24 protein-coding genes are annotated in these 24,593 nt (G+C 69.1%); 12 read left to right on the plus strand and 12 right to left on the minus strand.

Translation table 11 applies throughout. The annotated features are described in order from the left end of the window. The first annotated feature begins 89 nt into the window (after window positions 1-89). Window positions 90-971, plus strand: a complete 882-nt coding sequence (locus ACZ50Q_RS05865) for a prohibitin family protein (RefSeq protein WP_092580822.1) — start codon at window positions 90-92, stop codon at window positions 969-971. Here ACZ50Q_RS05865 and ACZ50Q_RS05870 read toward each other — a convergent pair. Further along, entirely contained in the window at window positions 964-3,069 is a 2,106-nt protein-coding gene (locus ACZ50Q_RS05870; RefSeq protein ID WP_464080872.1) for a PTS sugar transporter subunit IIC/EAL domain-containing protein, read from the minus strand. The two genes, ACZ50Q_RS05865 and ACZ50Q_RS05870, sit on opposite strands and share 8 nt — an antisense overlap. Window positions 3,070-3,356: 287 nt before the next feature. On the opposite strand from ACZ50Q_RS05870, the gene ACZ50Q_RS05875 reads away from it, so the two are divergent. The 5 genes from ACZ50Q_RS05875 (at window position 3,357) to ACZ50Q_RS05895 (ending at window position 8,261) form a co-directional block, all read left to right on the plus strand. Further along, window positions 3,357-3,599 (plus strand): hypothetical protein, encoded by a 243-nt coding sequence (locus ACZ50Q_RS05875; protein WP_092580713.1) that lies wholly within the window; start codon window positions 3,357-3,359, stop codon window positions 3,597-3,599. 192 nt (window positions 3,600-3,791) lie between these two features. Next, window positions 3,792-4,268: a sigma-70 family RNA polymerase sigma factor gene (locus tag ACZ50Q_RS05880; RefSeq protein ID WP_231952199.1), complete on the plus strand. Its 477-nt coding sequence runs from the start codon at window positions 3,792-3,794 to the stop codon at window positions 4,266-4,268. Between the two features lie 11 nt (window positions 4,269-4,279). Next, a complete protein-coding gene (locus ACZ50Q_RS05885) occupies window positions 4,280-5,281 on the plus strand; it encodes a FecR domain-containing protein (protein WP_464080873.1) in 1,002 nt (333 codons plus the stop codon). Between the two features lie 119 nt (window positions 5,282-5,400). Further along, window positions 5,401-7,845: a TonB-dependent siderophore receptor gene (locus ACZ50Q_RS05890; RefSeq protein WP_464080874.1), complete on the plus strand. Its 2,445-nt coding sequence runs from the start codon at window positions 5,401-5,403 to the stop codon at window positions 7,843-7,845. A gap of 17 nt (window positions 7,846-7,862) precedes the next feature. After that, window positions 7,863-8,261 (plus strand): hypothetical protein, encoded by a 399-nt coding sequence (locus tag ACZ50Q_RS05895; protein ID WP_464080875.1) that lies wholly within the window; start codon window positions 7,863-7,865, stop codon window positions 8,259-8,261. Window positions 8,262-8,273: 12 nt separating this feature from the next. Here the strand turns inward: ACZ50Q_RS05895 and ACZ50Q_RS05900 are convergent, their stop codons facing one another. Then, window positions 8,274-9,923, minus strand: coding sequence for an ATP-binding protein (locus tag ACZ50Q_RS05900; protein ID WP_464080876.1), 1,650 nt, complete (start codon window positions 9,921-9,923; stop codon window positions 8,274-8,276). A 150-nt stretch (window positions 9,924-10,073) separates the two neighbouring features. Here ACZ50Q_RS05900 and ACZ50Q_RS05905 point away from each other — a divergent pair, with 150 nt between their 5' ends. The 3 genes from ACZ50Q_RS05905 (at window position 10,074) to ACZ50Q_RS05915 (ending at window position 14,119) form a co-directional block, all read left to right on the plus strand. Then, window positions 10,074-10,595 carry a sigma-70 family RNA polymerase sigma factor gene (locus tag ACZ50Q_RS05905; RefSeq protein WP_092580721.1) on the plus strand — a complete coding sequence of 174 codons (522 nt, stop codon included), beginning with the start codon at window positions 10,074-10,076 and terminating at the stop codon, window positions 10,593-10,595. Then, window positions 10,592-11,560 carry a FecR domain-containing protein gene (locus tag ACZ50Q_RS05910; protein WP_464080877.1) on the plus strand — a complete coding sequence of 323 codons (969 nt, stop codon included), beginning with the start codon at window positions 10,592-10,594 and terminating at the stop codon, window positions 11,558-11,560. Before ACZ50Q_RS05905 ends, ACZ50Q_RS05910 begins: the two co-directional genes overlap by 4 nt. Before the next feature lie 96 nt (window positions 11,561-11,656). Continuing rightward, window positions 11,657-14,119, plus strand: a complete 2,463-nt coding sequence (locus ACZ50Q_RS05915; protein WP_464080878.1) for a TonB-dependent siderophore receptor — start codon at window positions 11,657-11,659, stop codon at window positions 14,117-14,119. A gap of 15 nt (window positions 14,120-14,134) precedes the next feature. On the opposite strand, the gene ACZ50Q_RS05920 is transcribed toward ACZ50Q_RS05915, so the two are convergent. Then, the gene (locus tag ACZ50Q_RS05920) at window positions 14,135-14,797 is read right to left on the minus strand and encodes a 2OG-Fe(II) oxygenase (RefSeq protein ID WP_464080879.1); all 663 of its coding nucleotides are present in this window, start codon (window positions 14,795-14,797) and stop codon (window positions 14,135-14,137) included. Between the two features lie 156 nt (window positions 14,798-14,953). Here ACZ50Q_RS05920 and ACZ50Q_RS05925 point away from each other — a divergent pair, with 156 nt between their 5' ends. Continuing rightward, entirely contained in the window at window positions 14,954-15,646 is a 693-nt protein-coding gene (locus ACZ50Q_RS05925) for an HAD family hydrolase (protein WP_464080880.1), read from the plus strand. A gap of 22 nt (window positions 15,647-15,668) precedes the next feature. Here ACZ50Q_RS05925 and ACZ50Q_RS05930 read toward each other — a convergent pair whose 3' ends face one another. Then, the gene (locus ACZ50Q_RS05930) at window positions 15,669-16,451 is read right to left on the minus strand and encodes an SDR family oxidoreductase (protein ID WP_092580743.1); all 783 of its coding nucleotides are present in this window, start codon (window positions 16,449-16,451) and stop codon (window positions 15,669-15,671) included. Between the two features lie 170 nt (window positions 16,452-16,621). On the opposite strand from ACZ50Q_RS05930, the gene ACZ50Q_RS05935 reads away from it, so the two are divergent. Further along, window positions 16,622-17,140 carry an MgtC/SapB family protein gene (locus tag ACZ50Q_RS05935; RefSeq protein ID WP_076516344.1) on the plus strand — a complete coding sequence of 173 codons (519 nt, stop codon included), beginning with the start codon at window positions 16,622-16,624 and terminating at the stop codon, window positions 17,138-17,140. Window positions 17,141-17,145: 5 nt separating this feature from the next. Here the strand turns inward: ACZ50Q_RS05935 and ACZ50Q_RS05940 are convergent, their stop codons facing one another. The 8 genes from ACZ50Q_RS05940 to ACZ50Q_RS05975 all read right to left on the minus strand — a co-directional run bounded on the left by ACZ50Q_RS05940 (window position 17,146) and on the right by ACZ50Q_RS05975 (window position 23,868). Beyond that, window positions 17,146-17,892: an SDR family oxidoreductase gene (locus tag ACZ50Q_RS05940; RefSeq protein WP_076516342.1), complete on the minus strand. Its 747-nt coding sequence runs from the start codon at window positions 17,890-17,892 to the stop codon at window positions 17,146-17,148. A 146-nt stretch (window positions 17,893-18,038) separates the two neighbouring features. Then, window positions 18,039-18,407: a cupin domain-containing protein gene (locus tag ACZ50Q_RS05945; protein WP_076516340.1), complete on the minus strand. Its 369-nt coding sequence runs from the start codon at window positions 18,405-18,407 to the stop codon at window positions 18,039-18,041. 93 nt (window positions 18,408-18,500) lie between these two features. Continuing rightward, complete coding sequence (locus ACZ50Q_RS05950) at window positions 18,501-19,310, minus strand: AraC family transcriptional regulator (RefSeq protein ID WP_076516338.1); 810 nt, start codon at window positions 19,308-19,310, stop codon at window positions 18,501-18,503. A gap of 15 nt (window positions 19,311-19,325) precedes the next feature. Beyond that, window positions 19,326-19,718, minus strand: coding sequence for a VOC family protein (locus ACZ50Q_RS05955; protein WP_076516336.1), 393 nt, complete (start codon window positions 19,716-19,718; stop codon window positions 19,326-19,328). Between the two features lie 61 nt (window positions 19,719-19,779). Further along, entirely contained in the window at window positions 19,780-20,781 is a 1,002-nt protein-coding gene (locus ACZ50Q_RS05960) for a formylglycine-generating enzyme family protein (RefSeq protein WP_464080881.1), read from the minus strand. Between the two features lie 120 nt (window positions 20,782-20,901). Then, a complete protein-coding gene (alkB, locus tag ACZ50Q_RS05965; RefSeq protein ID WP_464080882.1) occupies window positions 20,902-21,561 on the minus strand; it encodes a DNA oxidative demethylase AlkB in 660 nt (219 codons plus the stop codon). 1 nt (window position 21,562) lies between these two features. After that, a complete protein-coding gene (locus ACZ50Q_RS05970; protein ID WP_092580754.1) occupies window positions 21,563-22,276 on the minus strand; it encodes a 2OG-Fe(II) oxygenase in 714 nt (237 codons plus the stop codon). A 77-nt stretch (window positions 22,277-22,353) separates the two neighbouring features. Then, window positions 22,354-23,868, minus strand: a complete 1,515-nt coding sequence (locus ACZ50Q_RS05975; RefSeq protein WP_464080883.1) for a phospholipase D family protein — start codon at window positions 23,866-23,868, stop codon at window positions 22,354-22,356. A 143-nt stretch (window positions 23,869-24,011) separates the two neighbouring features. Here ACZ50Q_RS05975 and ACZ50Q_RS05980 point away from each other — a divergent pair, with 143 nt between their 5' ends. Continuing rightward, window positions 24,012-24,587, plus strand: coding sequence for a helix-turn-helix domain-containing protein (locus ACZ50Q_RS05980; RefSeq protein ID WP_092580758.1), 576 nt, complete (start codon window positions 24,012-24,014; stop codon window positions 24,585-24,587). Window positions 24,588-24,593 lie beyond the last annotated feature (6 nt).

Here is a 24,593-nt window from a genome sequence, read left to right on the forward strand (position 1 = left end):
GCGCGCGGCATTGCAGCGGTGCTCTCGGACCGTAAACGAACAAGAAACGACAGGGATTGGAAGTGAAAGTGAAGCCGACAGACATCCAGATGGTCAAGACGATCGGCGCGGTCAAGCCGCGCAACCTGAAATTCGCCGTTGGCACTGCGCTTCTCTTCATGCTGATCGTGTTCATCGCGATGGGCTCGTGGTTCCAGGTGGACCAGGGCGAGCGCGGCGTGGTGCTGCGCAACGGCAAGCTGGTGCGCGTGGCCGAGCCGGGCCTGGATTTCAAGACGCCTTTCATCGACAACGTGATGACGGTGTCCGTGCGCGACCACACCTTCGTGTTCGAAAAGCTCGAGGCCTACAGCTACGACCAGCAGCCCGCGACGCTGCGCGTGTCCGTCACGTATCGCGTGCCGCCCGAGGACGTGGCCGAGCTCTACGCTGAATACGGCACCATCGCCACTTTGCAGATGCGGGTGCTGGAACGCAAGACGCCGGACGCGGTGAAGAACGTGTTTGGCCAGTACACGGCCGTGCGCGCCATCCAGGAACGCCAGAAGCTCGGCCTGGACGTCAACGCCGCGGTCCTCAAGACGATGGAGGGCGCGCCGGTGCAGGTGGTGGGGGTGCAGATCGAGGAAGTGGGTTTTTCGCAGGCCTACGAGCATTCGATCGAGCAGCGCATGCTGGCCCAGGTGCAGATCGAGACGACGCGCCAGCAAAAGGAAACGGCGATGATCAATGCCGAGATCCAGGTGGTCAAGGCCAAGGCCGAAGCCGACGCCCAGCGCCAGCGGTTCACGGCGGAGGCCGACGGCATCCGCATGCGCGGCGAGGCCGAAGCGGCGTCGATCCGCGCCAAGGCCGAGGCGCTGGCCGCCAACACCAACCTGGTGAGCCTGAATGCCGTTGAAAAGTGGGACGGCGTGTTGCCGTCCACCCAGGTGCCGGGCGCGGCGCTGCCCTTCATCGGCATCAAATAGCCGCGGCGTTTGAAAGCTGCGCCGGCAGGGCGGGGGCTTCCTGCCGCCGGCGCGCGAAATCCACGAGATGGTCTCCCGAGACCGCCTTGCTGTAGTACCAGCCCTGCACGATGATTTCCGCGCTGGACGCCAGCGCGGACAACTGGGCTTCCGTCTCCACGCCTTCGACGATGATCTGCAGGTTCAGCGCCTCGCAGAAGCGCAGCAGGCCGCTCATCACCAGCGCGCCGCGGTCATGGCCCTGGGCCAGCACGAAGCTGCGGTCGATCTTGACCGCGTCGATCTGGAACTGATGCAGGTAGCTCAGCGCCGAATAGCCCGTGCCGAAGTCGTCGATATACACGCGCGCGCCGATGCCGTGCAGCCGGTCAAAGGCGGTGTGCAACGCGCTGGCGTCCTCGACCAGCGCGTCTTCCGTGAGCTCGACCGAGACCTGGCCCTGCGCCTGCTCCAGCACCTTGATCAGCCGGTCCAGGGAGGCGGGCGACGTCAGCGTTCCGCCGGTGACGTTGATGGTCATGGGTAGCGTGAAGCCTTGCGCGCGCCACGCCAGGCATTGCCGCACTGCCTGCCGCGCCACCCACAGGTCCACGTCCCGCATCAGATCGGCCTGCGCCAGCCAGCGCAGGAATTCCAGCGGCGCCTGCTGCGTGCCTTCGGGACCGGTGGCGCGCAGCAGCGCCTCGCAGCCGGTGCACAGGCCCGTGCGCAGCGACACCTGCGGCTGGAATTCCAGGTAGAAGTCGTATTCGCTGATGGCGCGGATGCGCGAGACCTCGGCGCGGCGCCGCGCGCGGTTGGCGTAGGTGGACGCCACGGGATCATGGGCGTAGAGCAGCGATTCTTCCTGCAATTGCGGAAACGTGGTGTCCAGCGATTTGAAATACACCGTGGAGTCGGCCGTGCGCTGGCGCTCCAGCGCGATCAGGCAGGGCGCATAGATGCACGCGCCCAGCGCCACCAGCGCCAGCTGCAACGCGATCCCGACCAGGTGCTCGCCAGCGCCCAGGTAGGCGTTGAACAGCACTGGCGAGGTCAACGGCAGCGTGACCGTCGCGGGCGCCAGCCAGCCAAGCTGCACCACGGCCAGGGCAATGGTCACGTTGACCACGGGCGTGAGCACGAAGGGCAGGAGCAGCCGCGGGTTCAGGATGAGGGGCAGGCCGAACAGCAGGATCTCGTTGACGTTCAGCAGCGACACGGGGATGCTCGCCAGGGCCAGCACGCGCAGCGACTCGCTGCGCGAGAACAACAGGATGGCCACCACCAGCGACAGCGTCGCGCCGGATCCGCCGATGAAGGCGAACGCGCCCAGCAGCGTGCCGTTCAGCGCATACACGCTTTCGTAGCCCGCCGCGGTGGTGGTGGCGTTGAGCCGGGTAGCCTGGTCCAGGACGTCCATGATGGGCGCCATGGCATGGGCGCCATGGATGCCGAAGAACCACAGCAGCGAGTTCAGCGCGGCGACCAGGGCGCCGGAGGCGAACGGGCTGTCCAGCGACGCGAGGCTGAGCGGGATGTCGACCTGGGCGATGGCGGGAATGCGCAGGGCCGCGGACAGCACCGCCATCACCACACCCGCCGTCAGCAGGCCCGGAACGATCATGTTCAGCGAGTCGCGGACGTTTTCGCCGACCAGGCCGTCCGGCGCCAGTTGCGTCCAGCGCCGGCGGTGCAGGCGGGCCATCAGGGGCACGGCCGCGATCGGCGCCAGGATCGCGATGAACAGCGTGAGGGTGGCCGCCGCCCGGGGATACGGCGCCAGCACGCTTTCGGCGATCACCACGTAGCACAGGCACAGCAGGGCCGTCGGCAGATGCGGGAGCCGGTGGCGGATCGACAGCATGTAGCCGATGGACGTGCCGGCCAGCAGCGGCATGATGCCCGAGAGCTTGCGGTGCAGGCCGGCCAGCAGATCGGCCAGGGCGTCGGGCAGCCCGAGCAGCCGGGCGCAGACCGACAGGACCAGGAACAGCGCGGACACCAGCAGGCACGGCATGACCCACAGCAGGCCCTCGCGGATCGCGCGCAGGGCATTGGCGCTTGCCAGGGCGGCCAGCCGATCTCTTGGGTAGTGCGGAAAGATCGTTTTCGGCATGGCCGTCGTTTGCCCGAGGGGCCCGGTCGCTCCACGTCCGCCGGGGGGTGTAAAAATCCGTTGCCGCATCCTAGCGCCTGAATTCGTGCTTTAGCAATCCGAAAGCCACGGTAGCCTAGGGATTCCCCTCTGCCGGGAATCAAAAATTCAGTCTTTTTGACAGGGGACAAGCGGGTCCGGACGCTATACGATCAAATGTGTCCCCGTTCCGCGCGGCCCGTCCGTCGTGACCCGTCCCGCGCGAACGGCGGACCCTAGCGCATAAGCTTCACCAGGAGGAGACCTGGATGTCTCAGTTGGATTGGACGCCCGGCGACACCGCGCCGGACCGTCAGGGATATTACGAGACGCGGCTGGATACCGGCGGCACCGCGATTTCGCTCTACAGCGTGCTGGGCTGGATGCCATTGAAGACGCCGGGCAATCTGGTCAGTTGGCGCGCGCTGCCGCCCGCCGTCGAACGCGAAGAGGCCGAACGGCATCTGCAGGAAATACGCGCCGCGCAGAGCCACGTTCCCATGGATTACTGACACGGCCGGGCAGGCAAGCGGCCCCCGGCGCGTCGCTGCGCCCAGCCGTGCCGGCACCACGCCAGGCGGGCGCGCCTTGCAAAGACAAAATCCGCACCTATAATTGCGAATCGTTTTCATTTGTCTTGCCCGTTGGCGGCGACGCCGGGCCGCATCGCCATGCCATCCTCTTCCTTCGCCTCTCGCGCAGAGGTGCAATCCGTTTACCAGGCCCATCACCAGTGGCTGCGCGGCGTGCTGCAGCGCAAGCTCGGCAACGCCTGCGACGCGGCGGACCTGGCGCATGACACCTTCGAACGCCTGATCCGCGCCAATGTGCGCGAGCCGCTGCTTGAACCCCGCGCCTATCTGCGCACGATCGCCACGCGCCTGCTGATCGGCCGGGCGCGGCGCGCGGCGCTGGAGGCTGCGTATGCCGAGACGCTGGCGCTGCAGCCGCCGGCGGTCGAGCCTTCCGTCGAGGCCCGGGCCCTGATCATCGAGGCGCTGACGCAGATCTGCGAACTGCTGGACACCCTGCCGATGACCAGCCGGCGCATCTTCCTGATGGCCCAGATCGACGGCCTGTCGTACGCCGAGATCGGCGAGCGTCTGGGCCTCACGCCCAATGCCGTGCAGAAATCCCTGGCGCGCGCGCTGGTGCATTGCTATGCGGCCGTCTACGGCTGAACGCCCGCGCCATGGATAACCTCCCGTTGTTGCGGCCGCATGCGCCCGAAGCCGGCGCGATCGATCCGAAAGTGATCCGGCAGGCCGCCGACTGGTGGGCGCGGCTGCGCGAAGACGCCAGCGCCGCCGAGCGGGATCGCTTCGAACACTGGCGGCGGGCCGATCCCGCGCATGAACTGGCCTGGCAGCGATTCTCCGCGCTGACGCGCGATGTGGCAGCGGGCGTGGCGCAGGCCGGACCGTCGGTGGCCTCGCGCACCTTGTTGCAGGCGCCGCTGATCCGGTCGCGACGCACGGCGATCCGCGCGATGGTCGCGGCGGTCGGCGTGGGCCTAGGGGCCTGGGCGGTGGGCGAGCGCGATGCCGTGCGCCGCTTGTCGGCCGACCTGCGCACCGGCACGGGCGAACGCCGGTCGCTGACGCTGCCTGACGGAACCCGGGTCGAGCTGAACGCCGGCAGCGCGCTGGACCTGCGCTATACGGCGGAGCGGCGCGAACTGGTGTTGCTGCAGGGCGAGATCGGGATCGTCACCGCCCGCGACACGTTGGGGCGGCCCTTCACCTTGCGCACCCGCGGCGGGGTGCTCACGCCGGTGGGCACCCACTTTCTGGTGCGCGACCTGGAGGCCGGCCGCATGCGGGTCGCGGTGCTGGAAGGCGCGGTGGATGTGCGCGGCTTGGCGCCCGGCGATGCGCCGCGGCGCGTGCAGGCCGGCGAGCAGGCGGAGTTCTCCGCGAACGGGGCTTTCCAGTCGGGCCCCTTGGCGCCCGGCGCGTCCGCCTGGCTGCAGGGCATGCTGATCGCCGACGAAATGCCGTTGTCGGACTTCCTGAACGAACTGGGCCGGTACAGACCGGGCCTGCTGAATTGCACCGCCGAGGCGGCGGGGCTGCGCGTGGTGGGCGCGTTCCCGCTGTCCGACACGGACCGGGTGCTGGCCATGCTGCAGGAGATCCTGCCGGTGCGGGTGCGCCGCTATACCCGCTACTGGGTGACGGTAGGCCTGGCATGACCCGTGCCGCCGGCCTTTTTGTAACAGCAACGGCGGATATCCCGATCTCGCGCTTCATGTAGACAAAGCGGCCCGGTCACGCGGCTGCTGCGACCTTTCATGAGCCTGGGAATCCTTCGATGTCATCTCTTTCCATCCGCGCCGCCCGAGCCGCGGTGACCGTCCGCCTACACCTGAGCCGCGCGGCATTCGCCCTTGCCGCGCCCGTCGCCGTCGCGTCGGCGTGGCCCGCGGCGGCGATGGCGCAGACGCCCGGCGCCATTGCCTTCAGCGTCCCGGCCGGCCCGCTCAGCGCGGCGCTGGGGACGTTCGGCGCGCAGGCCGGCGTGATGGTGGCGTCGGACCCGGGCCTGACGGCCGGCGTCACGACGCGGGGCGTGTCCGGAGTCCATGGCGTCGATGCGGCGCTCGAACGCCTGCTGCTGGGCACGGGCCTGCAGGCCGTGGCGCGGGCCGAGGGCGGCTACCGCCTGCGGCAGGCGCCGGCGGCCGGCCCGACCGCGATGCTGGCGCCCGTCATGGTGACGGGCGACGCCACCACGACGGAGGGCACCGGTTCGTATACCTCGCCGGCCGTGACTATCGGCAAGACGGCGCAGGCGCTCAAGGACATTCCGCAGTCCATCACCGTGCTGACGCGCCAGCGCATGGACGACCAGGACATGACCAGCCTGCCAGACGCCGTCAACAACACGGTGGGCATGGTGGGCGTGCAGGGCGTGGGGGCGGGCGTGGCGATCAATGCGCGCGGCTTTCCGGTGGATCTGCTGCAGTATGACGGCGTGTCCTTGCTGCGCAACAGCTACAGCCTGGGCAACTGGGAGCAGGACTCCCTGGTGTTCTACGACCGCGTGGAAATCCTTCGCGGCGCGGCCGGCCTGCTGCAGGGCGCGGGCAGTCCGGGCGGCGCGATCAACCTGGTGCGCAAGCGGGGAGGATCCGAACCGTCCGTGGTCGTCACGGGCAAGGTGGGGTCCTGGGACCACTACGGCCTGACGCTGGATGCGGGCGGCCCCTTGAACGCGTCGGGCACGCTGCGAGGCCGCATGGTGCTGGACGAGGACCGGAGCCATTCCTACATCGACTATGTCTGGGACAGGACGCGCAACCTGTACGCCGCGCTGGACTATGACATCACCGCGGACACGACGGTGGGCCTGGGCGTCAGCAACCGGTACAGCCGCTCGCGTCCCATGTTCGTGGGCTATCCGCGCTTTGCCGATGGCGGCAGCATCGACCTGCCGCGCTCCACGTTCACGGGCTCGACCTGGAATCGCGCCACGAACGACCAGACCATCTTCAACGCGGACGTGATGCATCGCTTGAACGACGCGTGGCGCTTCAGGCTTGCCGGCGTGGCGATGCAAGAGGACAACACCACGGTGCACCAGCGCGCCGTGGGACCCGTGCAGCGCGACGGCAGCGAGCTGGACTACGGCAATTTCGGCGTGGATTTCAAGAGCGAACAGCGCGCCATGGACATGTCGCTGGCCGGGGACTTCACCGCCTGGGGCATGGCGCAGGAAGTGGTGGTGGGGGCCAACTATTCCAAGCTCACCACGAACGACCGCTTCACGCGCGCCTGGCAGGGCGGCGGCAACATCTACGACATCGATCACCATCGTCCGTGGCAGGACATCGACAGCATCGTGGCCGCCAGCGGCTACGATTCGCGCAGCGCCTATGACATCCGCCAAAAGGGCATCTACGGCACGTGGCGCGTCAAGCCCACGGAGTCGCTCTCGCTGATCGGGGGCGGGCGAGTGGGCTGGTTCGACTACCGCTACAGCGGCGGCGGCAGCGCGACGACGTCGTCGACGTCGGGCCGCTTCATTCCCTACGCCGGCATCGTGTATGCGCTGAACGACAACTGGTCCGTCTACACGAGCTACACCACGGTCTTCGAACCGCAGACCGAGCGCACCGTGTCGGGCAGCCTGCTCGAGCCGATCGAAGGCAAGAACTACGAAGCCGGCATCAAGGGCGAACTGGCCGGCGGCCGGGTCAACACCCTGCTTGCCGTGTTCCGCTACGACCACAAGAACCGCGCCGTCAACGACTACGACGCCGGGTTTGCCTGCAACGGCTGGTATTGCTCGCGCGCGGCGGGCGAGGTGCGCAGCCAGGGCGTGGAGGCCGAGATCTCCGGCGAGGTCGTCCGGGGGCTCGAGCTGTACGCCGGCTATACCTACAACACCACCAAGTTCCTGTCGGACCCCGACAACCAGGGCAAGGTCTTCAATACCTGGACGCCCAAGCACATGCTGCGCCTGTGGGCCAACTACAGGCTGCCGGGCGCGTGGAACCGCCTGAGCGTGGGCGCGGGCGTCAATGCGCAGACGCAGACGATCAGCTCCGACCGTGAGTTCAAGTTGGCGGGATTCACGATCTGGAACGCGCGCCTGGGCTATCAGGCGACGCCGGAATTGAGCTTCGGGCTGAACGTGAACAACGTGTTCGACAAGAAGTACTACGTGCCTTCCTACAACACCCTGGGGAGCAACAACTATTACGGCGAGCCGCGCAATGTGATGCTGACGGTGCGCTACGCGCCGAAGCTGTAAGGCTGTAGCCGGGGCTCGTGTATAACATCCCGGACGGCGCCGCCAATGCGCCGTGCGAGGAGATGATCTTGCGCGAGTTCGTGGCGACGTTCCTGGACGCGGGTGTGCTGGTGCTGGCGGTGCTGGCGTTCCTGCTGCCGGTCCTGTCCGTGCTGGCGCTGTGGCTGCGGGCGCGGCCCGAAAAATTCCCGCGCCTGAACACGCCCGGCTGGCGCCGCGCCGGGGTCGCGGTGCTATGGCTGCCGTTCCTTGTCATGGCGGTATATGGCGGCGTCGCGTGGTGGGCGGCGCGGGTCTATGACCGCTATTACTTCTTTGGGCTCTTGATCTGTTTTGCCTGCCTGCTGTGCGCGATGCTGCTGTCGATGGGGGCCCTGTTCTGGATCTGGTCGGCGCGGCGCAGGCTGCCGGATTGACGGGTCAGCACATCAGCGCATCAGCGCGTGCACCTCGCGCATCAGGTCGTCCAGGGTGTAGGGCTTGAGCAGCAGGGGGGCGCCTTGCGCGGGTGCATTGGCGCCCTCGGCGCTTTCGCCATAGCCCGTGATGAACAGCACTTTCATGCCGGGCCGCAGCGCCTGGCCCATTTCGGCGACCCGGCGTCCGTTCATGCCGCCCGGCAGCGCCAGATCGCAGACCAGCAGATCGATCCGTGCGTTGGCGTTCAGGTGTTTGAGCGCGCTGGCCCCATCGGTGACTTCGAGCACGGTATAGCCCATTTCTTTCAGGACTTCGGCCGTGACCTCGCGCACCGCGGCGTCGTCTTCGGCCAGCAGCACCGTTTCGCCCTGGGAGACCCGGGGCGGCTCGGCCGTTGCCGCCGGCAAGGCTGCCGGGGGCTCCATCGCCGCGCCGCCATGGCGCGGAAAATACAGGTCGATGTCCGTGCCCTGTCCCGGCTGCGAACGCACGTGTACATGCCCGCCCGATTGCCGGACGAAGTCGTGCACCAGCGACAGCCCCAGCCCGGTGCCCCGTTCGGCCGGCTTGGTGGTGTAGAAGGGCTCGAACATGCGCTGCACGATCTCGGGCGTCATGCCGCAGCCCGCGTCGGACACGCGCAGCAGGACGTAATCGCCGGCCTCCATCCCGACCGCGCGCGCGGCGTCGGCGGGCAGGGCGACGTTGCGCGTCTCGATGCACAAGGCGCCGCTGGAGGACATGGCGTCGCGGGCATTCAGGCACAGGTTCAGCAGCGCGTTCTCGAGCTGGTGCGAGTCGATCCAGACGGGCCACAGCCCGCGGTCGCACACCAGTTCCAGCGTGACCGCCGCGCCGGCGCTGCGCCGGATCAGATCCTCCATGTCGCCGATGACCTGGTTGATGTCCACGGCCCGGCGCTCGAGCGGATGGTGGCGGGAAAAGGTCAGCAGGCGGCGCGTGAGGACGCCGGCCTTCGTGGCGCTGCTTTTCGCCACCGCGATGTGGCGCTCCAGCTCGTTGAGCCGGCCCTGCGCGACGCGCTGGCTCAGCAGTTCCAGGCTGCCCGAAATGCCGGTCAGCAGATTGTTGAAGTCATGCGCCACCCCGCCCGCAAGCTGTCCCACCGCTTCCATCTTCTGGCTCTGGCGCAGCGCCTCTTCGGTCAGGCGCAGCGCGTCGGCCTGCGCTTTCTCGGCGCCGATGCGGGCAGTGGTCTCGATGACCGTGTCGATCATCCCGACCACCTTGCCGTCTTCGTCGCGCACCGGGCTATAGCAGAACGTGAAACTCGCCATCTCCGCGCGGCCGTAACGCTGAATTTCCAGCGGGTAGTCTTCGATGAAGGTGGGCTCGCCCGCGAAGGCGCGTTCCGCGATGGGGCCGATCAGCGGCCAGGCTTCGTGCCAGACCTCGTTGAACGGGCGGCCCAACGCGTCCGGCTTGGCGCCCAGGATGGGCACGAAGGCATCGTTGTAGAGGGAGATCAGCTCGGGTCCCCAGACCAGGCAGGACGGGAACCGGGATGACAGCACCATGCCCGCGGCGATGCGCAGGGAGGCGGGCCAGGTGGAGAGGGGACCCAGCGGCGTGGCCGCCCAGTCATGGACGCCGACCCGTACGCCCATCTCTCCACCGCTGGCAAGAAAACGAGGCATGGACGGGTCGTTCTGCATGGCGCTCATCTACGTGGCTGGAAGTGATCGATTCTATCCCACCACCCCCCGGGACGTGGGCGCGCCAGCGCCGCTCGGCCGGCTCGTATAAAATAAAAATAATTCCTATTTGCATATGGTCCGAGGTGCGCCTTGCCTGCGCCGCAATCTTCCTGCGCCGATAACGTCACGAAGCTCTATCGAGAACACCACGGCTGGCTGGCGACTTGGCTGCGCGGGAAGCTGGGCAGTTCTTTCGATGCCGCCGATCTGGCGCACGACACGTTCGTGCGGCTGATGGCCGGACGGCGCAGGCAGGAGGCGGGCGCCGAGCCGCGCGCGCTGCTGACCCACATCGCCAAGGGCCTGGTGGCGGATCACTGGCGCCGCCGGGCGGTGGAAGACGCGTATCTCGCCGCGGTGGCGCAATTGCCCGCGGCCGAGGCGCCGTCGCCGGAAGCGCGCGCGCTCATCCTGGAAACGCTGCACGCCATCGATGCCGCCCTGCGTTCGCTGTCCGCCCGCACGCGCGAGGCCTTCCTGATGTCGCAGTTCGATGGCATGGGTTACGACGAAATCGCGCGGGCGCAGCGGGTGTCGCTGTCCACCGTGAAGCGCCGCATGCAGGCCGCGTTCGCCGCCTGCCTGATCGCCTACCAGGCGGACGCGCCGTGAACGCGGCCATCGATCCCGCCATCCTGAAGGAAGCGGCCGGCTGGCTGGTGCGCCTGCAATCCGAGACGCTGTCGGTGGCGGACCGCGCGGCCTTCGACCGCTGGCGCGCGCGCAGCGCCGCGCACGAAGCCGCCTGGCAGCGCGCCGAGGCGATGCTGCGCGGCTTCGGCCAGGTGCCGCCGCGCCTGGGCGGGCAGGCGTTGCGCCAGGCCGACCGCGCCGCACGCCGGCAGGCCTTGCGCGCGTTGGCTGGATTGCTGGTGCTGGGACCCGCGGCGTGGATGGGCGCGCGCGAACTGCCCTGGCGCGAATGGCGCGCGGACCTGCGCACGGCGACGGGCGAGCAGCGCCGCGTGGCGCTGGCCGATGGGACCGAGCTGGTGCTGAACACCGGCAGCGCCGTCGATGTCGACTACAGCCCCACGCAGCGTGTCCTCTGGCTGCGCGGCGGCGAAATCCTGCTGACGACGGGGCGCGATCCCGCGCCGGTCCATCGCCCCTTCGTCGTGCAGACCGCGCAGGGCAGCCTGCGCGCGCTGGGCACGCGCTTCCTGGTCCGGGAAGAAGGCAGCCGCGTCCGCGTCGCGGTGTTCGAGGGCGCGGTGCAGGTCCAACCCGCCCGGACGGATTCGGGCCTGGTGCTGGCGGCGGGCGAGCAGACCGTCTTCACCGCGCGCGAGGCCGCGGCGCCGGTTGCCGCCGACGGCGCGGCGGCGTCGTGGGCGGACGGCATGCTGGCCGCGCGCAATTGGCGGCTGGCGGATCTGGTGGACGAGCTGGGCCGCTATCGGCGGGGCGTGCTGCGGTGCGATCCCGCGGTGGCGGGGCTGCGGGTATCGGGCGCCTTCCCGCTGAATGACATCGACGCCAGCCTGCGCCTGCTGGAAAAGACGCTGCCGGTCAGGGTGAGCCGGATGACGCCGTTGTGGACGACGGTGGGGCCGCGCGCCGCGGTTACACATTAATCGCCGATGGCCTGACACTTTTTTCCGCTTCGTCCGGTGTACCGGGTGAACCGTCGCGACACGCGCGCCACCCCGACACCCACGAAGGATCGTTTCATGGTTATCCGAATCTCCCGATCGCCGCGCCCGCCCCGCGTCCGCGCCGTCCTGTCGCCCGCCGCGGCCCTGGTCCGCGCCGCCGGCCTGGGACTGGCGCTGCTGGCCGTGGCGGGCGCGCCGGCGCTGACGCAGGCGGCCGAGCCCGCCGCTGCCGCCGCGCGCAAGTCGTATGCCATCGCGGCGGGCCCGCTGGGCGACGTCCTGGCGCAGTTCGCGGCCGCGGCGGGTGTGCCGCTATCGTTCGACCCCGCAATGGTCGCGGGCCTGCACAGCGACGGCCTGCAGGGCGCCTACTCCGTGCGCGAGGGCTTTGCCCGCCTGCTGGCCGGCTCTGGCGTTGCCCTGTCGGAACAGGGCGGCGGGGCGTATGCATTGCGCAAACTGCCGGCCGCCGCGGGCGAGGCCACGCTGCTGCCCGCGGTCACCGTGGATGGCGCGGGCGTGGGACCGTCCACGCTTCCCGTGGAATTCGCCGGCGGGCAGGTCGCCCGCGGCGCCCGGCTCGGCCTGCTGGGCAACCGCGATGTGATGGACACGCCGTTCAACGTCACCAGCTATACGTCCGACCTGCTGGCGAATCGCCAGGCCGTGACCCTGGCCGACGCGCTGACCGTCGAGCCGTCGGTGCGCTTTACCGGCCAGATCGGCGGCGTGACCGACTCGTTCTATATCCGCGGCTTTCCCATCGGCGAGGGCAACCTGGGCGAGATCGCGTTCGACGGCGTCTATGGCGTGGCGCCCAACTACCACGTCTTCACCGACTACATCGAGCGCGTGGAAGTGCTGAAGGGGCCGGCGGCGCTGCTGTACGGCATGTCCCCCAACAGCGGCGTGGGCGGCGTGATCAACATGGTGCCCAAGCGGTCGCTGCCCGACGACCTGACCCGCGTGTCGGCCGACTACATGGCCGATTCGCAATTCGGCGCCCGCGTGGACCTGAGCCGCCGCTTCGGCGACGCCGGCGAATGGGGCGTGCGGATCAACGGCATGCACCGGCAGGGCGATACGCCGCTGGACAACATGAATTCGCGCACGAGCATCGGCGCGCTGTCGCTGGATTACCAGGGCGAACGGCTGCGCGCCTCGCTGGACCTGCTGACCCAGCATGAAAAGATCGACGCCCCGACGCGGCCGTTCCTGGTCGCGCCCGGCATCGCCGTGCCCCGCGCGCCCGATGGCCGCCGCAACGCCACGCAGCCTTGGGGCTGGTGGAAATCGGACGGCGAGTCGGCGCTGCTGCGCGTGGAGTACGACATCAGCGACCGCCTGACGGTGTTTGCCGACGCGGGCGGCTCGGACACCTTCGTCTCGCGCCTGTCGGACCAGACGCCCACCATCGTGAACGAAGCCGGCGACACGGTGGTGACGCCGAACAACTTCCGCTTCCAGGTCAACCGCAGCACCTACAACGCCGGCCTGCGCGCGCAGCTGGACACCGGGCCGGTGCGCCACGCGGTGACCGTCATGGGCAGCCTGTACAGCGATCGCAACCTGCAGGCCAGCGTGAACGGCACGCCGCTGACGTCCAACATCTACGATCCGATTACGCGTCCGGCGCAGCACATCCCCGCGCCGGCCAACGTGCCCAAGGTGTCGTCGTCCGACCTGTCCGGGCTGGCGCTGGCCGACACGCTCAGCATCCTGGACGATCGGGCGCAGCTCACGCTGGGCGTGCGCCACCAGCGCATCGAATCGCGCAACTTCAACGGCGCCACGGGCGTGCGCACCGTCAGCTACGACGAGAGCGCGACCACGCCGCTGGCCGGGCTGGTCATCAAGCCTTGGCGCAATGTCTCGTTCTACGCCAATTACATCGAAGGCCTGAGCAAGGGCGACGTGGCGCCAGCTACCGCGACCAATGCGGGCGAGGTCTTCAAGCCGTACAAGGCCAGGCAGAAGGAAGTAGGCGTCAAGGTGGAACTGGACAGCGCCATGGTGACGCTGAGCGCGTTCGAGATCACCAAGCCCAGCGGCCAGCTCACCAACGGCGTGTACGCCGCGGACAGCGAGCAGCGCAACCGCGGGCTGGAGCTGAACGTGTCGGGCGAGCCGCTGCGCGGCCTGCGCCTGCTGGGCGGCGTGACTTTCCTGGACGGCGAGCTCACGCGCACCAACAGCGCCGCCACGCGCGGCAATCGGCCGGTGGGCGTGCCGACCGTCGCGGTCAACCTGGGCGCCGAATGGGATACGCCGTGGGTGGCCGGGCTGACGCTGACCGGGGGCATGATCTACACCGGCCGCGAATACATCAACCAGGCCAACACGCAGTCCGTGCCGTCATGGACCACGTTCGACCTGGGCGCGCGCTACGCCGTCAAGGTGCAGGGCAAGGACGTTACCTTGCGCGCCAATGTGGTCAACGTGTTCAACCGCGCCTATTGGTCGGGGGTGGCGTCGTACGGCACGATCTCCCAGGGCGTGCCGCGCACGGTGATGCTGTCGGCGTCGATGGATTTCTGAGGGCGGGCAAAAGCGCTACGGCGACGGCGCGTCGTGCAGCATCAGGTCCAGGCCGACGCGCTCGCCGCTGTGCACGCGGCTGATGGCCTGGCGCGCCGTCACGCGGTAGACGCCCTGCGCGCCCCGCACCGGCCGGTGCGATACCGCGATCACCGCCGCGTCGCCCAGGCCCAGGGGCAGCACCATCGGACGCGACTGCATGCGCGGGCGCTGCTCGGTCATGACGGTTTCGCCGCCCGTGTAGTCCACGCCGGGTTCGGACAGCAGGACGATGAGCCGCAGCGGAAAAACATCGGTTCCGTCGGCATGCTGCAGCAGCGGCTGGTAGCCGCCGGCGGCCAGGCGCCGGAGGGCGGTCAGGCCGCGCGATTGACCGGCCCGGCGGTTCTGGCGCGCGTAGGCGGCCAGGTCGTCGGGATACACAACGTCCTGGCCCAGCGATTGCGCCCAGGCGCGCGCCACGGGCAGCAGCCGGGTGTAGAGATCGGCGCGCAGCCGGGCAATCGGCGCCGGGAGGGGGTCGGCAAGCGGACCGTCCGACGCCTGCAGCCGCGCCAGCATGCGCGCGTCGTCCGGCGCGTACAGCGCGGGCAGGATCGCCCAGCCCTGCGCATCCAGGTCCCGCGCGATGCGGGGCCAATCGTATTGGCCGAGCGGCCGGTGAGGGGGCGTGGTCATGGTCATGGGGTGGTCAGGGCGGCAGCCGCCGCCTTCGATACGAGCGTACAGCGTAGCCAGGACGCGGCGTGGAGACACTCCGCGGCTTGCTGTCCGGCGGGCGGGCCGCCGTGCAGTATGCTTACCCGCTTCATGGATACTCCCCGGCTTCCCGCAATGACTGATTTTCCCTTTGACGCCGTGCTGTTCGACTGCGACGGCGTGCTGGTCGATTCCGAACCCATCACCAGCCGCGTGCTGACCGAGATGCTCAATGAACTGGGCTGGGGCATCACGCATGCGGAGACGATGGAGATTTTCACCGGAAAGGCGGTCAAGGACGAGCTGCCGCTGATCGAGGCGCGCACCGGCGCCACGATCACGCAGGACTGGTTCGACCAGTTCCGCCAGCGCCGCAACGATGCGCTGGACCGAGACCTGCTTGAAATCCCCGGCGCGCCGGACGCCGTGCGCGCCCTGCACGAGGCGCTGGACGGCCGCATCGCGGTGGCCTCGGGCGCCGACCGCCGCAAGGTGGAACTGCAGCTGGCCAAGGTGGGAATCGCCGACTGCTTCGGCGGCCGGGTCTTCAGCGGTCACGAAATGCCGCGCAGCAAGCCGTTCCCGGACGTGTACCTGGCCGCCGCGCAGGCGCTGGGCGTGGATCCGCGGCGCTGCGCCATCGTCGAAGACACGGTGACCGGCGCCACGGCGGGCGTCGCTGCGGGCGCGACGGTGTTCGGCTACAGCCCGGACGCCAATGGCCACAGCGGCGCGCAGGCGCTGCGCAGCGTGGGCGTGTCGCACGTCTTTACCGACATGCGCCAGTTGCCGGCGCTGCTGGCGGGCTGGCAGGCGGCGGCTGCCTGACGCCAGCCGGCCGGCGCGGGCCTCAGCGCCCGTGCGCGGCGTATTGTTCGCCGCCGTCCAGGTCGATCACGGTGCCGCTCAGATAGCCCGCGCGGGGCGAGGCCCCGAACACGATCATGTCGGCCACCTCGGCCGGCTCCATCAGCCGCCCGAACGGCAGGTCCGACAGCGTGTCCTGCCACCGCGATTCATCGCCCCAGCGCGCCTGCGCGCGCTGCCGCGCCAAGGTCAGCACGCGGTCGGTGCGCGTGCGCGACGGATTGACGCCGAATACCCGTACGCCGTGGCGCGGCGATTCCCCGCCCAGCGCCCGCGTGAACGCGATGAGCGAGGCGTTGGCCGCCGCGCCGCAGATATAGTCGGCGCGCGGGGCCGAGCCCGCCATGCCGATGATGTTGGCAATGACGCCCGACCCCGCCTCGCGCATCCGGGGGTAGTAATGGCGCGCCAGGCCGATGTAGCCATGCACCTTCAGTTCCCATCCCGCGCGCCAGCGTTCGTCCTGCACCTGGTCCAGCGCGCCGCCCGGCACCGCGCCGGCGTTGTTCACCAGGATGTCGACGGGGCCGGCCTCTTTGCACAGGCGTTCCGCCGCGCCGGGCTGGGCCAGGTCCAGCGTGACCGCGTCGGCCTGCCGGCCCGTCTGCTCGCGGATCGCCGCGGTGGCGCCATGCAAGGCGGCGTCGTCGCGCGCAACCAGTATCGGCTCGGCGCCTTCCCGCGCGAAGGCGATCGCACAGGCCAGGCCGATGCCCTTGGAAGCGCCCGTGATGAGCACGCGTTTACCCGCCAGCTGCAAGTCCATGTGGAGCTCCTGTCGATGCGCGCCGGCCGGCGCGGCCATGCAGGAGTTGTAAACCGGATGGGCGGCGCCGTGTCGGCTTGAGATGCGACAGAATCAGACACGCGGGACGTCCGCCGTGATCGCCGCGCCGCCTGCTATGCTCGGTGCTTCACGGCTCCAAGGAATCGTCGATGGCGGAAATCTGGCTGGAAATCTGGACCACGGTGCGTAGTGAATTCGCCGACATCCCCGACGTGGGCGAGGCGACGCGCATCGTGCTCCGTTTGGGCATGGCCGTCCTGCTGGGCGGTCTGCTGGGTTACGAGCGCGAACTCAAAGGCAAGGCAGCCGGCTTGCGCACGCATATGCTGGTGGCGCTGGGCGCGGCGATCTTCGTGCTGGTGCCGCTGCAGGGCGGCATGGACGTCGGCGACCTGAGCCGCGTGCTGCAGGGCGTCATCGCCGGCATCGGCTTTCTGGGCGCGGGCGCCATCATCAAGCTGGGGCAAGAGCGTGAAATCCACGGTCTCACCACCTCGGCCAGCATCTGGATGACGGCCGCCATCGGCGTGGCCGCGGGCATGGGGCGCGAGGCCACCGCCTTGGTCAGCACCCTGATTGCCCTGTTCGTGCTGGCCGTGCTGCGCCGCGTCGAGGCGCGCATTTCCGCCGGGCAGGACAAGAGCGTGATCTCGACGGGCGGCAAGTAGCCCGTTCAGCTGCCGCCCGATACCTCGATGAACGAGCCGCTGGTATAGCCGGCCTCGTCCGAGAACAGCCACATGACCGCGCCGGCCACCTCCTGGACGGTGCCGCCGCGGCGCAGCGGAATCACGCTCTTGAGCCGGTCGACACGGCCGGGTTCGCCGCCGCTGGCGTGCATCTCGGTGTAGATCGTGCCGGGGCGCACGCCATTCACGCGGATGCCTTCGGGCGCGACTTCCTTGGACAGGCCGATGGTCAGCGTGTCCATCGCGCCCTTGGACGCTGCATAGTCCACGTATTCATTCGGGGAGCCCAGGCGCGCCGCGGCCGAGGACACATTGACGATGGCGCCGCCCTGGCCGCCATGGCGCGGCGACATCCGCCGCACCGCTTCGCGCGCGCACAGGAAGGCGCCGACGACGTTGGTGGACAGCACCCGGTGCAGGCGGGCGGCGTCCATTTCCTCGACGCGCATCTGCTTTTCCAGGATGCCGGCGTTGTTGACCAGCGCATCGATCCTGCCCAGGCGCTCATCCAGCGTGCGGAACATGCGCATCACCTGATCTTCCTGCGCGACGTCGCCCTGGATGGCGATGGCCGTGCCGCCGCCGCGCTGGATCTCGTCCACGACGGCCTGGGCGGCATCGGCATTCGCGTGATAGTTGACGCCCACCGCGTAGCCGCGGCGGGCGGCCAGCTTGGCGACGGCGGCGCCGATGCCGCGGCTGCCGCCCGTGACCAGCATGACTTTGGACATGGTTTTCTCCTGTTCTGGCCTTGCGTGTGACGGCCTCGCGCATCGGGGGCGAACGCACTGGGCCTCAAATACCCCGGCCTCAAATACCCGGACCTCATGGATGCGGGCCTTATTTATCCGGGCCCCACCTTAGCAAAGGCCGGCATTCAGATCCATACGTCGTTGGGCGCGCTGCGCGGCCCGCCCTGGTCGCCGGTGTTGACCACGCCGCGCGGCTCGATCAGCATGACCTGGACTTCCTCGGGCGCACAGGGCTTGTGCTCCACGCCCTTGGGAATCACGGTCATTTCGCCGGGGCCCAGGTCGATCTCGCCGTCACGCAGCGCGATGCGCAGCCGGCCCTGGATGACGATGAAGGTCTCGTCCGTGTCGGCATGCGCGTGCCAGACGAACTCGCCTTGCAGCTTGACGAGCTTGAACTGGTAGTCGTTCATCTCGGCGATGACCTTGGGCATCCAGTGTTCCTGGATCAGCGCCAGCTTGGCGGCAAGATTGATGGGGTGCGGGGAAGGCATGGGGGCATCGCCGTGGGGTGGGAAAGACCTCACGATACGCCCGCAACGGAGGCCCGTCTTGTACGATCGAGCAGGTTTTGGCGGCGCCGCGCGTCAGGCCCGCAGCATCCGCCGCCAGCGGTCGGGCGCCATGCCATACGCCTGCACATGGCGGCGCGTGAGGTGGCTTTGATCGGTGAATCCCGCGTCCGCCGCGGCCTGCGCCAGCGGGCTGCCCGCCGCGATGAGGCGGCGCGCAAGGTCCAGGCGGCGCAGCATCACGTAGCGATACGGGCTGGTGCCGAACAGCGCGCGGAAATCGCGCGACAGGCGCCAGCGGTCGGCGCCCGCCGCGCGCGCCAGGTCGTCCAAGGTGATCGCCTGGCCCAGCGAGGCGTGGACGTACTGCCGCGCGCGCTCGGCCGCGGCATGGTCGGGCAGGCGCCGGCCCGTCTTGCGGCCTGCGGCCGCGCACAGCGCGTGGGCCAGTTCGAAGAGGGCGTCGTCCTCCTGCAGCGGATCGATGGCCTGGCCGGTGGCCTGCAGCAGGGCGTCGCTGGCCGCGTACAGCCGGGGATCGTCGCTGATGCCGTCGCGGATGAAAGGCAGCGGCCGGCCGCCCAGGATCTGCTGGATGAGGGCCGGCTCCACGTAGATCATGCGGTAGTGAAAGCCGGCCTCGGTTCCGGCCTGGCCGTCGTGGGCCTCGTCCGGATGCAGCACGAGGGTGCCGCCCGGCAGGCTGTGCCGCAGCCCGCGCCGGTAGTGAAAGCTTTGCACGCCCGCCAGCGTGCGCCCGATGGCGTAGGTGTCGTGGCGGTGCATGTCGTAGCCATGGCCGCCAAAATAGGCCTCGATGCGCTCCAGGCGGCTGGAAGGCGCGGCGCGCCGGATCCAGTCCTGGCGTGACGGTTGGCGCGCCATGTCCGGAACCCGGCGCTAGGCCGGCTGCTTCAACTGGACCAGCACGAACTCGTTGCCGTACAGGTCGATGAAATGGGCGTAGGCCGCGGTTTCCTCTTGCACCGGGTCACGGGTGAAGCGCACCCCCTTGGCCGCGAACTGGGCATGGTCGCGTAGCACATCGTCGGTGTAGAACACCCCAACCGGCTGGCCGCCGGTCTGGTCGCCCACGCGGTCGCGCTGCGCCTGCGTCTGGGCCTGCAGCAGCCACACGCCGACCGCGGGCTGATCGTGCAGGCGCAGGTGCACATAGCGCTGCTGGCCGACAGGCATGTCGACAAAAACCTCCATGCCGAGCTTGTCCCGGTAGAAGGCGATGGCGGTGTCGTAGTCGTTCACAAGCAGGACGAGACGGCCCAGCGTATGCATGTCAGGTTTCTCTTCAAATGGATCGTGCGGCCATGCTAACCCACCGCGCAGCCTTTTTTCGTCAATCGGCCGGGTCGGCCTCGCGCACCAGGCGCATCCCGACCAGCGGATAGCGCGTTTCCTGCGTGTTCCAGTTGCGGTACGAGGCGCGGGTGTACAGCGCCCAGGTGTGCCAGGAGCCGCCGCGCCGCACGCGCACGTTGCCGGTGGCCGGGCCTTGCGGGTCGTCGGTCGGCGAGTTTGCGTAGTAGTCCTCGCCGTACCAGTCCGAGACCCATTCCCAGGCGTTGCCGTGCATGTCGTACAGGCCGAACGCGTTGGGGGCGTAGCGGGCGACCGGCGCGGTGAATGTGTTGCCGTCGCGGCGGGACGAGGCGTAGACCTGCCATGTCGGCCACAGGGGGGCGGCGTCCGCGTCGAAGCCATTGCCCACGTCGGGCATCCCGGCCGGGTCGTCGCCGTTTTGGTAGCGCGTGCGGGCGCCGGCGCGGCAGGCATATTCCCATTCGGCCTCGGTGGGCAGCCGGTAGACGCGGCCTTCGGTTCGGGTCAGCCACTGCGCCAGCGCCATGGCGTCGTTCCAGCTGATGTTCACCACGGGGTGATCGTCGTCCTGCGCAAAGCCGGGATTGCGCCAGGAGTAGCGGCGGTCGCGGCCTTCGAAGGCGTCGCCGGAGGCGGAAGTTTCGGGGTCGTAGGCGGCGTTATAGCCATAGCCGCCCGTGCCGTCGGCTTCGGACTCCGGGACGTAGCCGGAGGCTTCGATGAAACGCCTGAACTGGCCCACGGTGACTTCGGTGCGCGCCAGATAGAACGGCCGGGTAATGCGCACGGTGTGCACCGGCGCTTCGTCCGAGAGCTGGGCGTAGCGGTCGGGCGGATAGTGGGGATAGGCGGCGGCAAGCGCCTGGGGCGTCTCGTCGCTGCCCATCTGGAACGTGCCGGCCGGCACGGGCACGAACGTCATGCCCAGGGAGTTCTCGATGACGGCAGGCGGCGCGGCCGCGAGGGCAGGCGCGCCGGTCAGGGCGAAAAGCAGGGCAAGGGCAGTGCGGGTACGCATGGGGCTCCGAGGGGGCGGGGCGAGGGGAGCGCCATAGTAGGGCCGCCGCGTTCCCGCCGCCAGACGCGGCGAACCCGTATTGCGTGACGGACCGGGGGGCTAGCCGGTGCGCGGCGCCGCCTAGCCCGCCTTGCGCAGGGTGAAGTTGATGCGCCGGCTGCCCAGGCGCGGGTGCGGCAGGTCTTTCAAGGGCATGACGCCATGAAAGCGCAGCCGGTCCACTCCGCCCCAGACGACGACGTCGCCGTGAAAGAGCGGCACCCGGGCGGCCCGGTCCCCGCGCGCGTCGCCACCGAACAGGAACAGGGCCGGCATGCCCAGCGAAACGGACACGATGGGCGCGCCGTAATCGCGTTCGTTGCGGTCCTGGTGCAGCGACAGGCGCGATCCGGGCTCGTAGCGGTTGACCAGGCACGCATCCGGCGAGAAACCGGGAAAGCCGGCCTCCCGCGCCGCGTCCTGCGCCAGTTGCCTGAAGGCGTCCGGCATCGCGGGCCAAGGCTGGCCGGTTTGCGGGTCGATGCGGCTGTAGCGATAGCCGCGGGCGTCCGTGGTCCACCCCAGTTCGCCGCAGTTGGTCAGCGCCACCGACATCGTGTAGCCGCCCGGCGTCACCATCTGCCGGAACGGCGCCTGCGCGGTCACGGCGTCCACGCCCGCCAGCAGGGCCTCCACCGCCGGCAACGCATAGCCGCGCAGCACCACCGACTGCGGGCCGAGCGCCACGCGCCCGTGCTGGGCGGGATCGTCGCTGCCAAAAAGATCCAGGGTCAGGGTCATGTCACACCGCGTCATGGAAGATGAGGCCCAGCGTGTGGCGCCGTCCCGAGCGCAGTTCGCTGACGCCATGGCGCATGGCCACCCTGCGCCAGCCGCGCGCGCCGGGCACCGGGCGCTGGTTCACGGTAAAGACCAGGGCATCGCCCTGTTGCAGGGGCAGGACGTCGGCGCGCTGCTCGCGGCTGCCGGTTTCGGTCATGACGAATTCGCCGCCGGTGAAATCCTCGCCGGGCCGGGACAGCAGCACGGCCACCTGCAAGGGAAAAACGTGTTCGCCGTACAGGTCCTGGTGCAGGCAGTTGTAGTCGCCCGGTCCGTATTGCAGGATCAGCGGCGTCGGCCGGCGCTGGCCGGCCGCGTGGCAGCGCGCCAGAAATGACGCATGGTCGGCGGGATACTGCACATCGATCCCCATCTGCCGGTTCCAGCGGTTGGCGATCGGCGCCAGGTGCGGATACAGCCCGCCGCGCAACTGCCGGGGCAGGTCGGGCAAGGGGTAGCGGAAGTACTTGTACTCGCCCCGGCCGAAGCCGTGGCGCGCCATGACGATCCGGCTGCGGTAGGGTTCGTCCGCGCCGTAGTCGTCGGACAGGCTGGCGCATTGGGCGGGCGTCAACAGGGCGGGCAGGATGGCGTGGCCGTGCGCATCCAGGTCGGCGGCGGCGCGGCTCCAGTCCAACTGCGCGAGCAGGGCGTCGGCGGGCGTCTTGGTCATGGCGGGCGGAAAATGTTTGAAATCCCTGTCCAGTCTACGCCTTGCGCGCGGGCGGGCCACTCCGCTTGTTGCCAGTCTTACAGCAGCGGCTCCAGCGGCAGCCGCGACGCGATCCACACCGTCAGGCGCTGCCAGAGCGTGGCGCCCGGCTCGCGGTCGTGGCGCACGGTCTGGCCGTCGCGCGTGTCCAGCCAGTAGAGCTTGCCCATCTCGTCGATCCGCACGCGGTAGGCGGTGCGGGCAAGCTCGTCGTCAAACGTGTCCTCGATGTGCCGCGCCAGCGTCGGGCTGTCGATGACAAAGCCCAGTTCGGTGTTCAGGCGCGCCGAGCGCGGGTCGAAGTTGAACGAGCCGACGAACACGCGCTCGCCGTCCACGGCAAAGGTCTTGGCGTGCAGGCTGGAGCCCGAACTGCCGAAAGGCCCCAAACCCTTGTTGCGCTCGACGGGTTGGGCCATCCGCTTCATTTCGTAGAGCTCCACCCCGGCGGCCAGCAGGTCCTTGCGGCGCTTGGCGTAGCCCGAGTGCACGACCGCCACGTCGGTCGCTTCCAGCGCATTGGTCAGCACCCGCACCCTGACGCCATTGCGCGCCATGTTGGCGAACGCGCGCGTGCCCGCCGCCGTGGGCACGAAATAGGGCGACACCAGCACCAGCGCCTTGGCCGGCACGCCCAGGATGTCCTGCAGCTGGTGCGGCAGCATCGCCTCGCGCGGCGCGGTGCCCAGCGTCTTGCGCGGGTCGTTGCTGACCATGCGCGTCTGCGTCCACTCCATGGGAAGTTCGCCGCGCAGCAGCTGGCGTATGAACGGCAGCTCGCGCATGGCCTGCGCATAAGCGGCGGCTTCGGGCGATCGTTCGACCGTGGCCGCGTCGGCCTCCAGCTCGTCCAGCTCGTTGGAGGCGGCCTTCTTGAGCAGGCCCGACACCGGATACGCGGAATCGCTGCTCCAATACCGATCGAAGTCCGCCGACACGTCGCCGACCGCCGCGCCGATGGCCAGCACGTCCAGGTCCGTGAACAGCACGCCATGGGTGGCGCCGAAATACTCGTCGCCGATGTTGCGCCCGCCGACGATCGTGGCCTGGTTGTCCGCGGTGAACGACTTGTTGTGCATCCGGCGGTTCAGGCGGGAAAAATCCGTCAGGTAGCCCAGCGGCTTGGGCCAGCGCACCGCGAAAGGGTTGTAGAGCCGCACGTCGATGTTCGGATGGCCGTCCAGCGCGGACAGCGTCTGGTCCAGCCCGGACGTGCCGTTGTCGTCCAGCAGCAGGCGCACTCGCACGCCGCGGTCGGCCGCGTCGTGCAGGGCCTCCAGCAGCATGGTGCCCGTCATGTCGTCGTGCCAGATGTAGTACTGCACATCCAGGCTGCGTTCGGCCGCGCGCGCCAGCATCATGCGCGCGGCGAAGGCGTCGTGGGGGTGGGCCAGGGCATGGATGCCGGATTTGCCGGGATGCGCGGCCACGAGCGGGGCGATCGCCTGGCCCAGCGGCGTGGCCTGGGCTTCTTCAGCGGTGAGCGCGTGCGACACGCTGCGCTCGTGCAGCGAGGGGAGGGAACCGGTAGTCAACGCGCAAAGAAAGGTCATGTAGGGGAGTCAGGCCGTTGGCATGACCGCTATTGTGCCGAATCCGGCGCGGTTCTTTCGTAGTGTCCCGGTTGCCGGGCGCGATCCGCATTGGGGAATACACGCAGTCGACCGAATTTCATATCTGGGATAAATTCTCAATTATGGAAAAATCAACGGCCGCCGCCGACCCCGGGCTGGACCATCGTCTTGCCGCCCGCCTCAAAATGCTGCGCCAGGACCGGGGGTGGTCCCTGGACGATCTGGCCGCCCGCGCCGGCATCAGCCGCGCGACGCTCTCGCGGCTCGAAAATGCCGAGGTCAGTCCGACCGCCAGCGTGCTCGGCAAACTGTGCGCCGCCTATGGTCTGACCATGTCGCGCCTGATGCTGATGGTTGAGGACGACTTCGTCGCCCGGGTGCCCGAACAGGCGCAGGCGGTCTGGGTGGACGACTCCGTCGGCTTCCGGCGCCGGTCGGTGTCGCCGCCGTCGCAGCGGCTCGCGGGCGAGGTGCTGGCCTGCGAACTGGCCGCGAACGCCCGCATCGCCTATGAACAATCGCCGCGGCCGGGGCTGGAACACCATCTGCTGATGCTGGATGGCGAACTGTCCATCACCGTGGATGGCCAGGCGCATCGGCTGCTTCCCGGCGACTGCCTGCGCTATCAGCTGTTCGGCGCCAGCGCCTTCGCGACCCCGCCGCACAGCGGCGCCCGTTATCTGCTTTTCATCGTCTGAGCCCTG

The organism is Achromobacter sp. T5-5 (assembly GCF_055397965.1).

What these genes read in the sequence shown, in the direction of transcription:
- ACZ50Q_RS05865 (WP_092580822.1), top strand. Translation starts at nt 90, where the DNA reads ATGGTCAAGACGATCGGCGCGGTCAAGCCGCGCAACCTGAAATTCGCC.
- ACZ50Q_RS05870 (WP_464080872.1), bottom strand. Translation starts at nt 3,069, where the DNA reads ATGCCGAAAACGATCTTTCCGCACTACCCAAGAGATCGGCTGGCCGCC.
- ACZ50Q_RS05875 (WP_092580713.1), top strand. Translation starts at nt 3,357, where the DNA reads ATGTCTCAGTTGGATTGGACGCCCGGCGACACCGCGCCGGACCGTCAG.
- ACZ50Q_RS05885 (WP_464080873.1), top strand. Translation starts at nt 4,280, where the DNA reads ATGGATAACCTCCCGTTGTTGCGGCCGCATGCGCCCGAAGCCGGCGCG.
- ACZ50Q_RS05890 (WP_464080874.1), top strand. Translation starts at nt 5,401, where the DNA reads ATGTCATCTCTTTCCATCCGCGCCGCCCGAGCCGCGGTGACCGTCCGC.
- ACZ50Q_RS05900 (WP_464080876.1), bottom strand. Translation starts at nt 9,923, where the DNA reads ATGCCTCGTTTTCTTGCCAGCGGTGGAGAGATGGGCGTACGGGTCGGC.
- ACZ50Q_RS05915 (WP_464080878.1), top strand. Translation starts at nt 11,657, where the DNA reads ATGGTTATCCGAATCTCCCGATCGCCGCGCCCGCCCCGCGTCCGCGCC.
- ACZ50Q_RS05920 (WP_464080879.1), bottom strand. Translation starts at nt 14,797, where the DNA reads ATGACCACGCCCCCTCACCGGCCGCTCGGCCAATACGATTGGCCCCGC.
- ACZ50Q_RS05925 (WP_464080880.1), top strand. Translation starts at nt 14,954, where the DNA reads ATGACTGATTTTCCCTTTGACGCCGTGCTGTTCGACTGCGACGGCGTG.
- ACZ50Q_RS05930 (WP_092580743.1), bottom strand. Translation starts at nt 16,451, where the DNA reads ATGGACTTGCAGCTGGCGGGTAAACGCGTGCTCATCACGGGCGCTTCC.
- ACZ50Q_RS05935 (WP_076516344.1), top strand. Translation starts at nt 16,622, where the DNA reads ATGGCGGAAATCTGGCTGGAAATCTGGACCACGGTGCGTAGTGAATTC.
- ACZ50Q_RS05940 (WP_076516342.1), bottom strand. Translation starts at nt 17,892, where the DNA reads ATGTCCAAAGTCATGCTGGTCACGGGCGGCAGCCGCGGCATCGGCGCC.
- ACZ50Q_RS05945 (WP_076516340.1), bottom strand. Translation starts at nt 18,407, where the DNA reads ATGCCTTCCCCGCACCCCATCAATCTTGCCGCCAAGCTGGCGCTGATC.
- ACZ50Q_RS05950 (WP_076516338.1), bottom strand. Translation starts at nt 19,310, where the DNA reads ATGGCGCGCCAACCGTCACGCCAGGACTGGATCCGGCGCGCCGCGCCT.
- ACZ50Q_RS05955 (WP_076516336.1), bottom strand. Translation starts at nt 19,718, where the DNA reads ATGCATACGCTGGGCCGTCTCGTCCTGCTTGTGAACGACTACGACACC.
- ACZ50Q_RS05960 (WP_464080881.1), bottom strand. Translation starts at nt 20,781, where the DNA reads ATGCGTACCCGCACTGCCCTTGCCCTGCTTTTCGCCCTGACCGGCGCG.
- alkB (WP_464080882.1), bottom strand. Translation starts at nt 21,561, where the DNA reads ATGACCCTGACCCTGGATCTTTTTGGCAGCGACGATCCCGCCCAGCAC.
- ACZ50Q_RS05970 (WP_092580754.1), bottom strand. Translation starts at nt 22,276, where the DNA reads ATGACCAAGACGCCCGCCGACGCCCTGCTCGCGCAGTTGGACTGGAGC.
- ACZ50Q_RS05975 (WP_464080883.1), bottom strand. Translation starts at nt 23,868, where the DNA reads ATGACCTTTCTTTGCGCGTTGACTACCGGTTCCCTCCCCTCGCTGCAC.
- ACZ50Q_RS05980 (WP_092580758.1), top strand. Translation starts at nt 24,012, where the DNA reads ATGGAAAAATCAACGGCCGCCGCCGACCCCGGGCTGGACCATCGTCTT.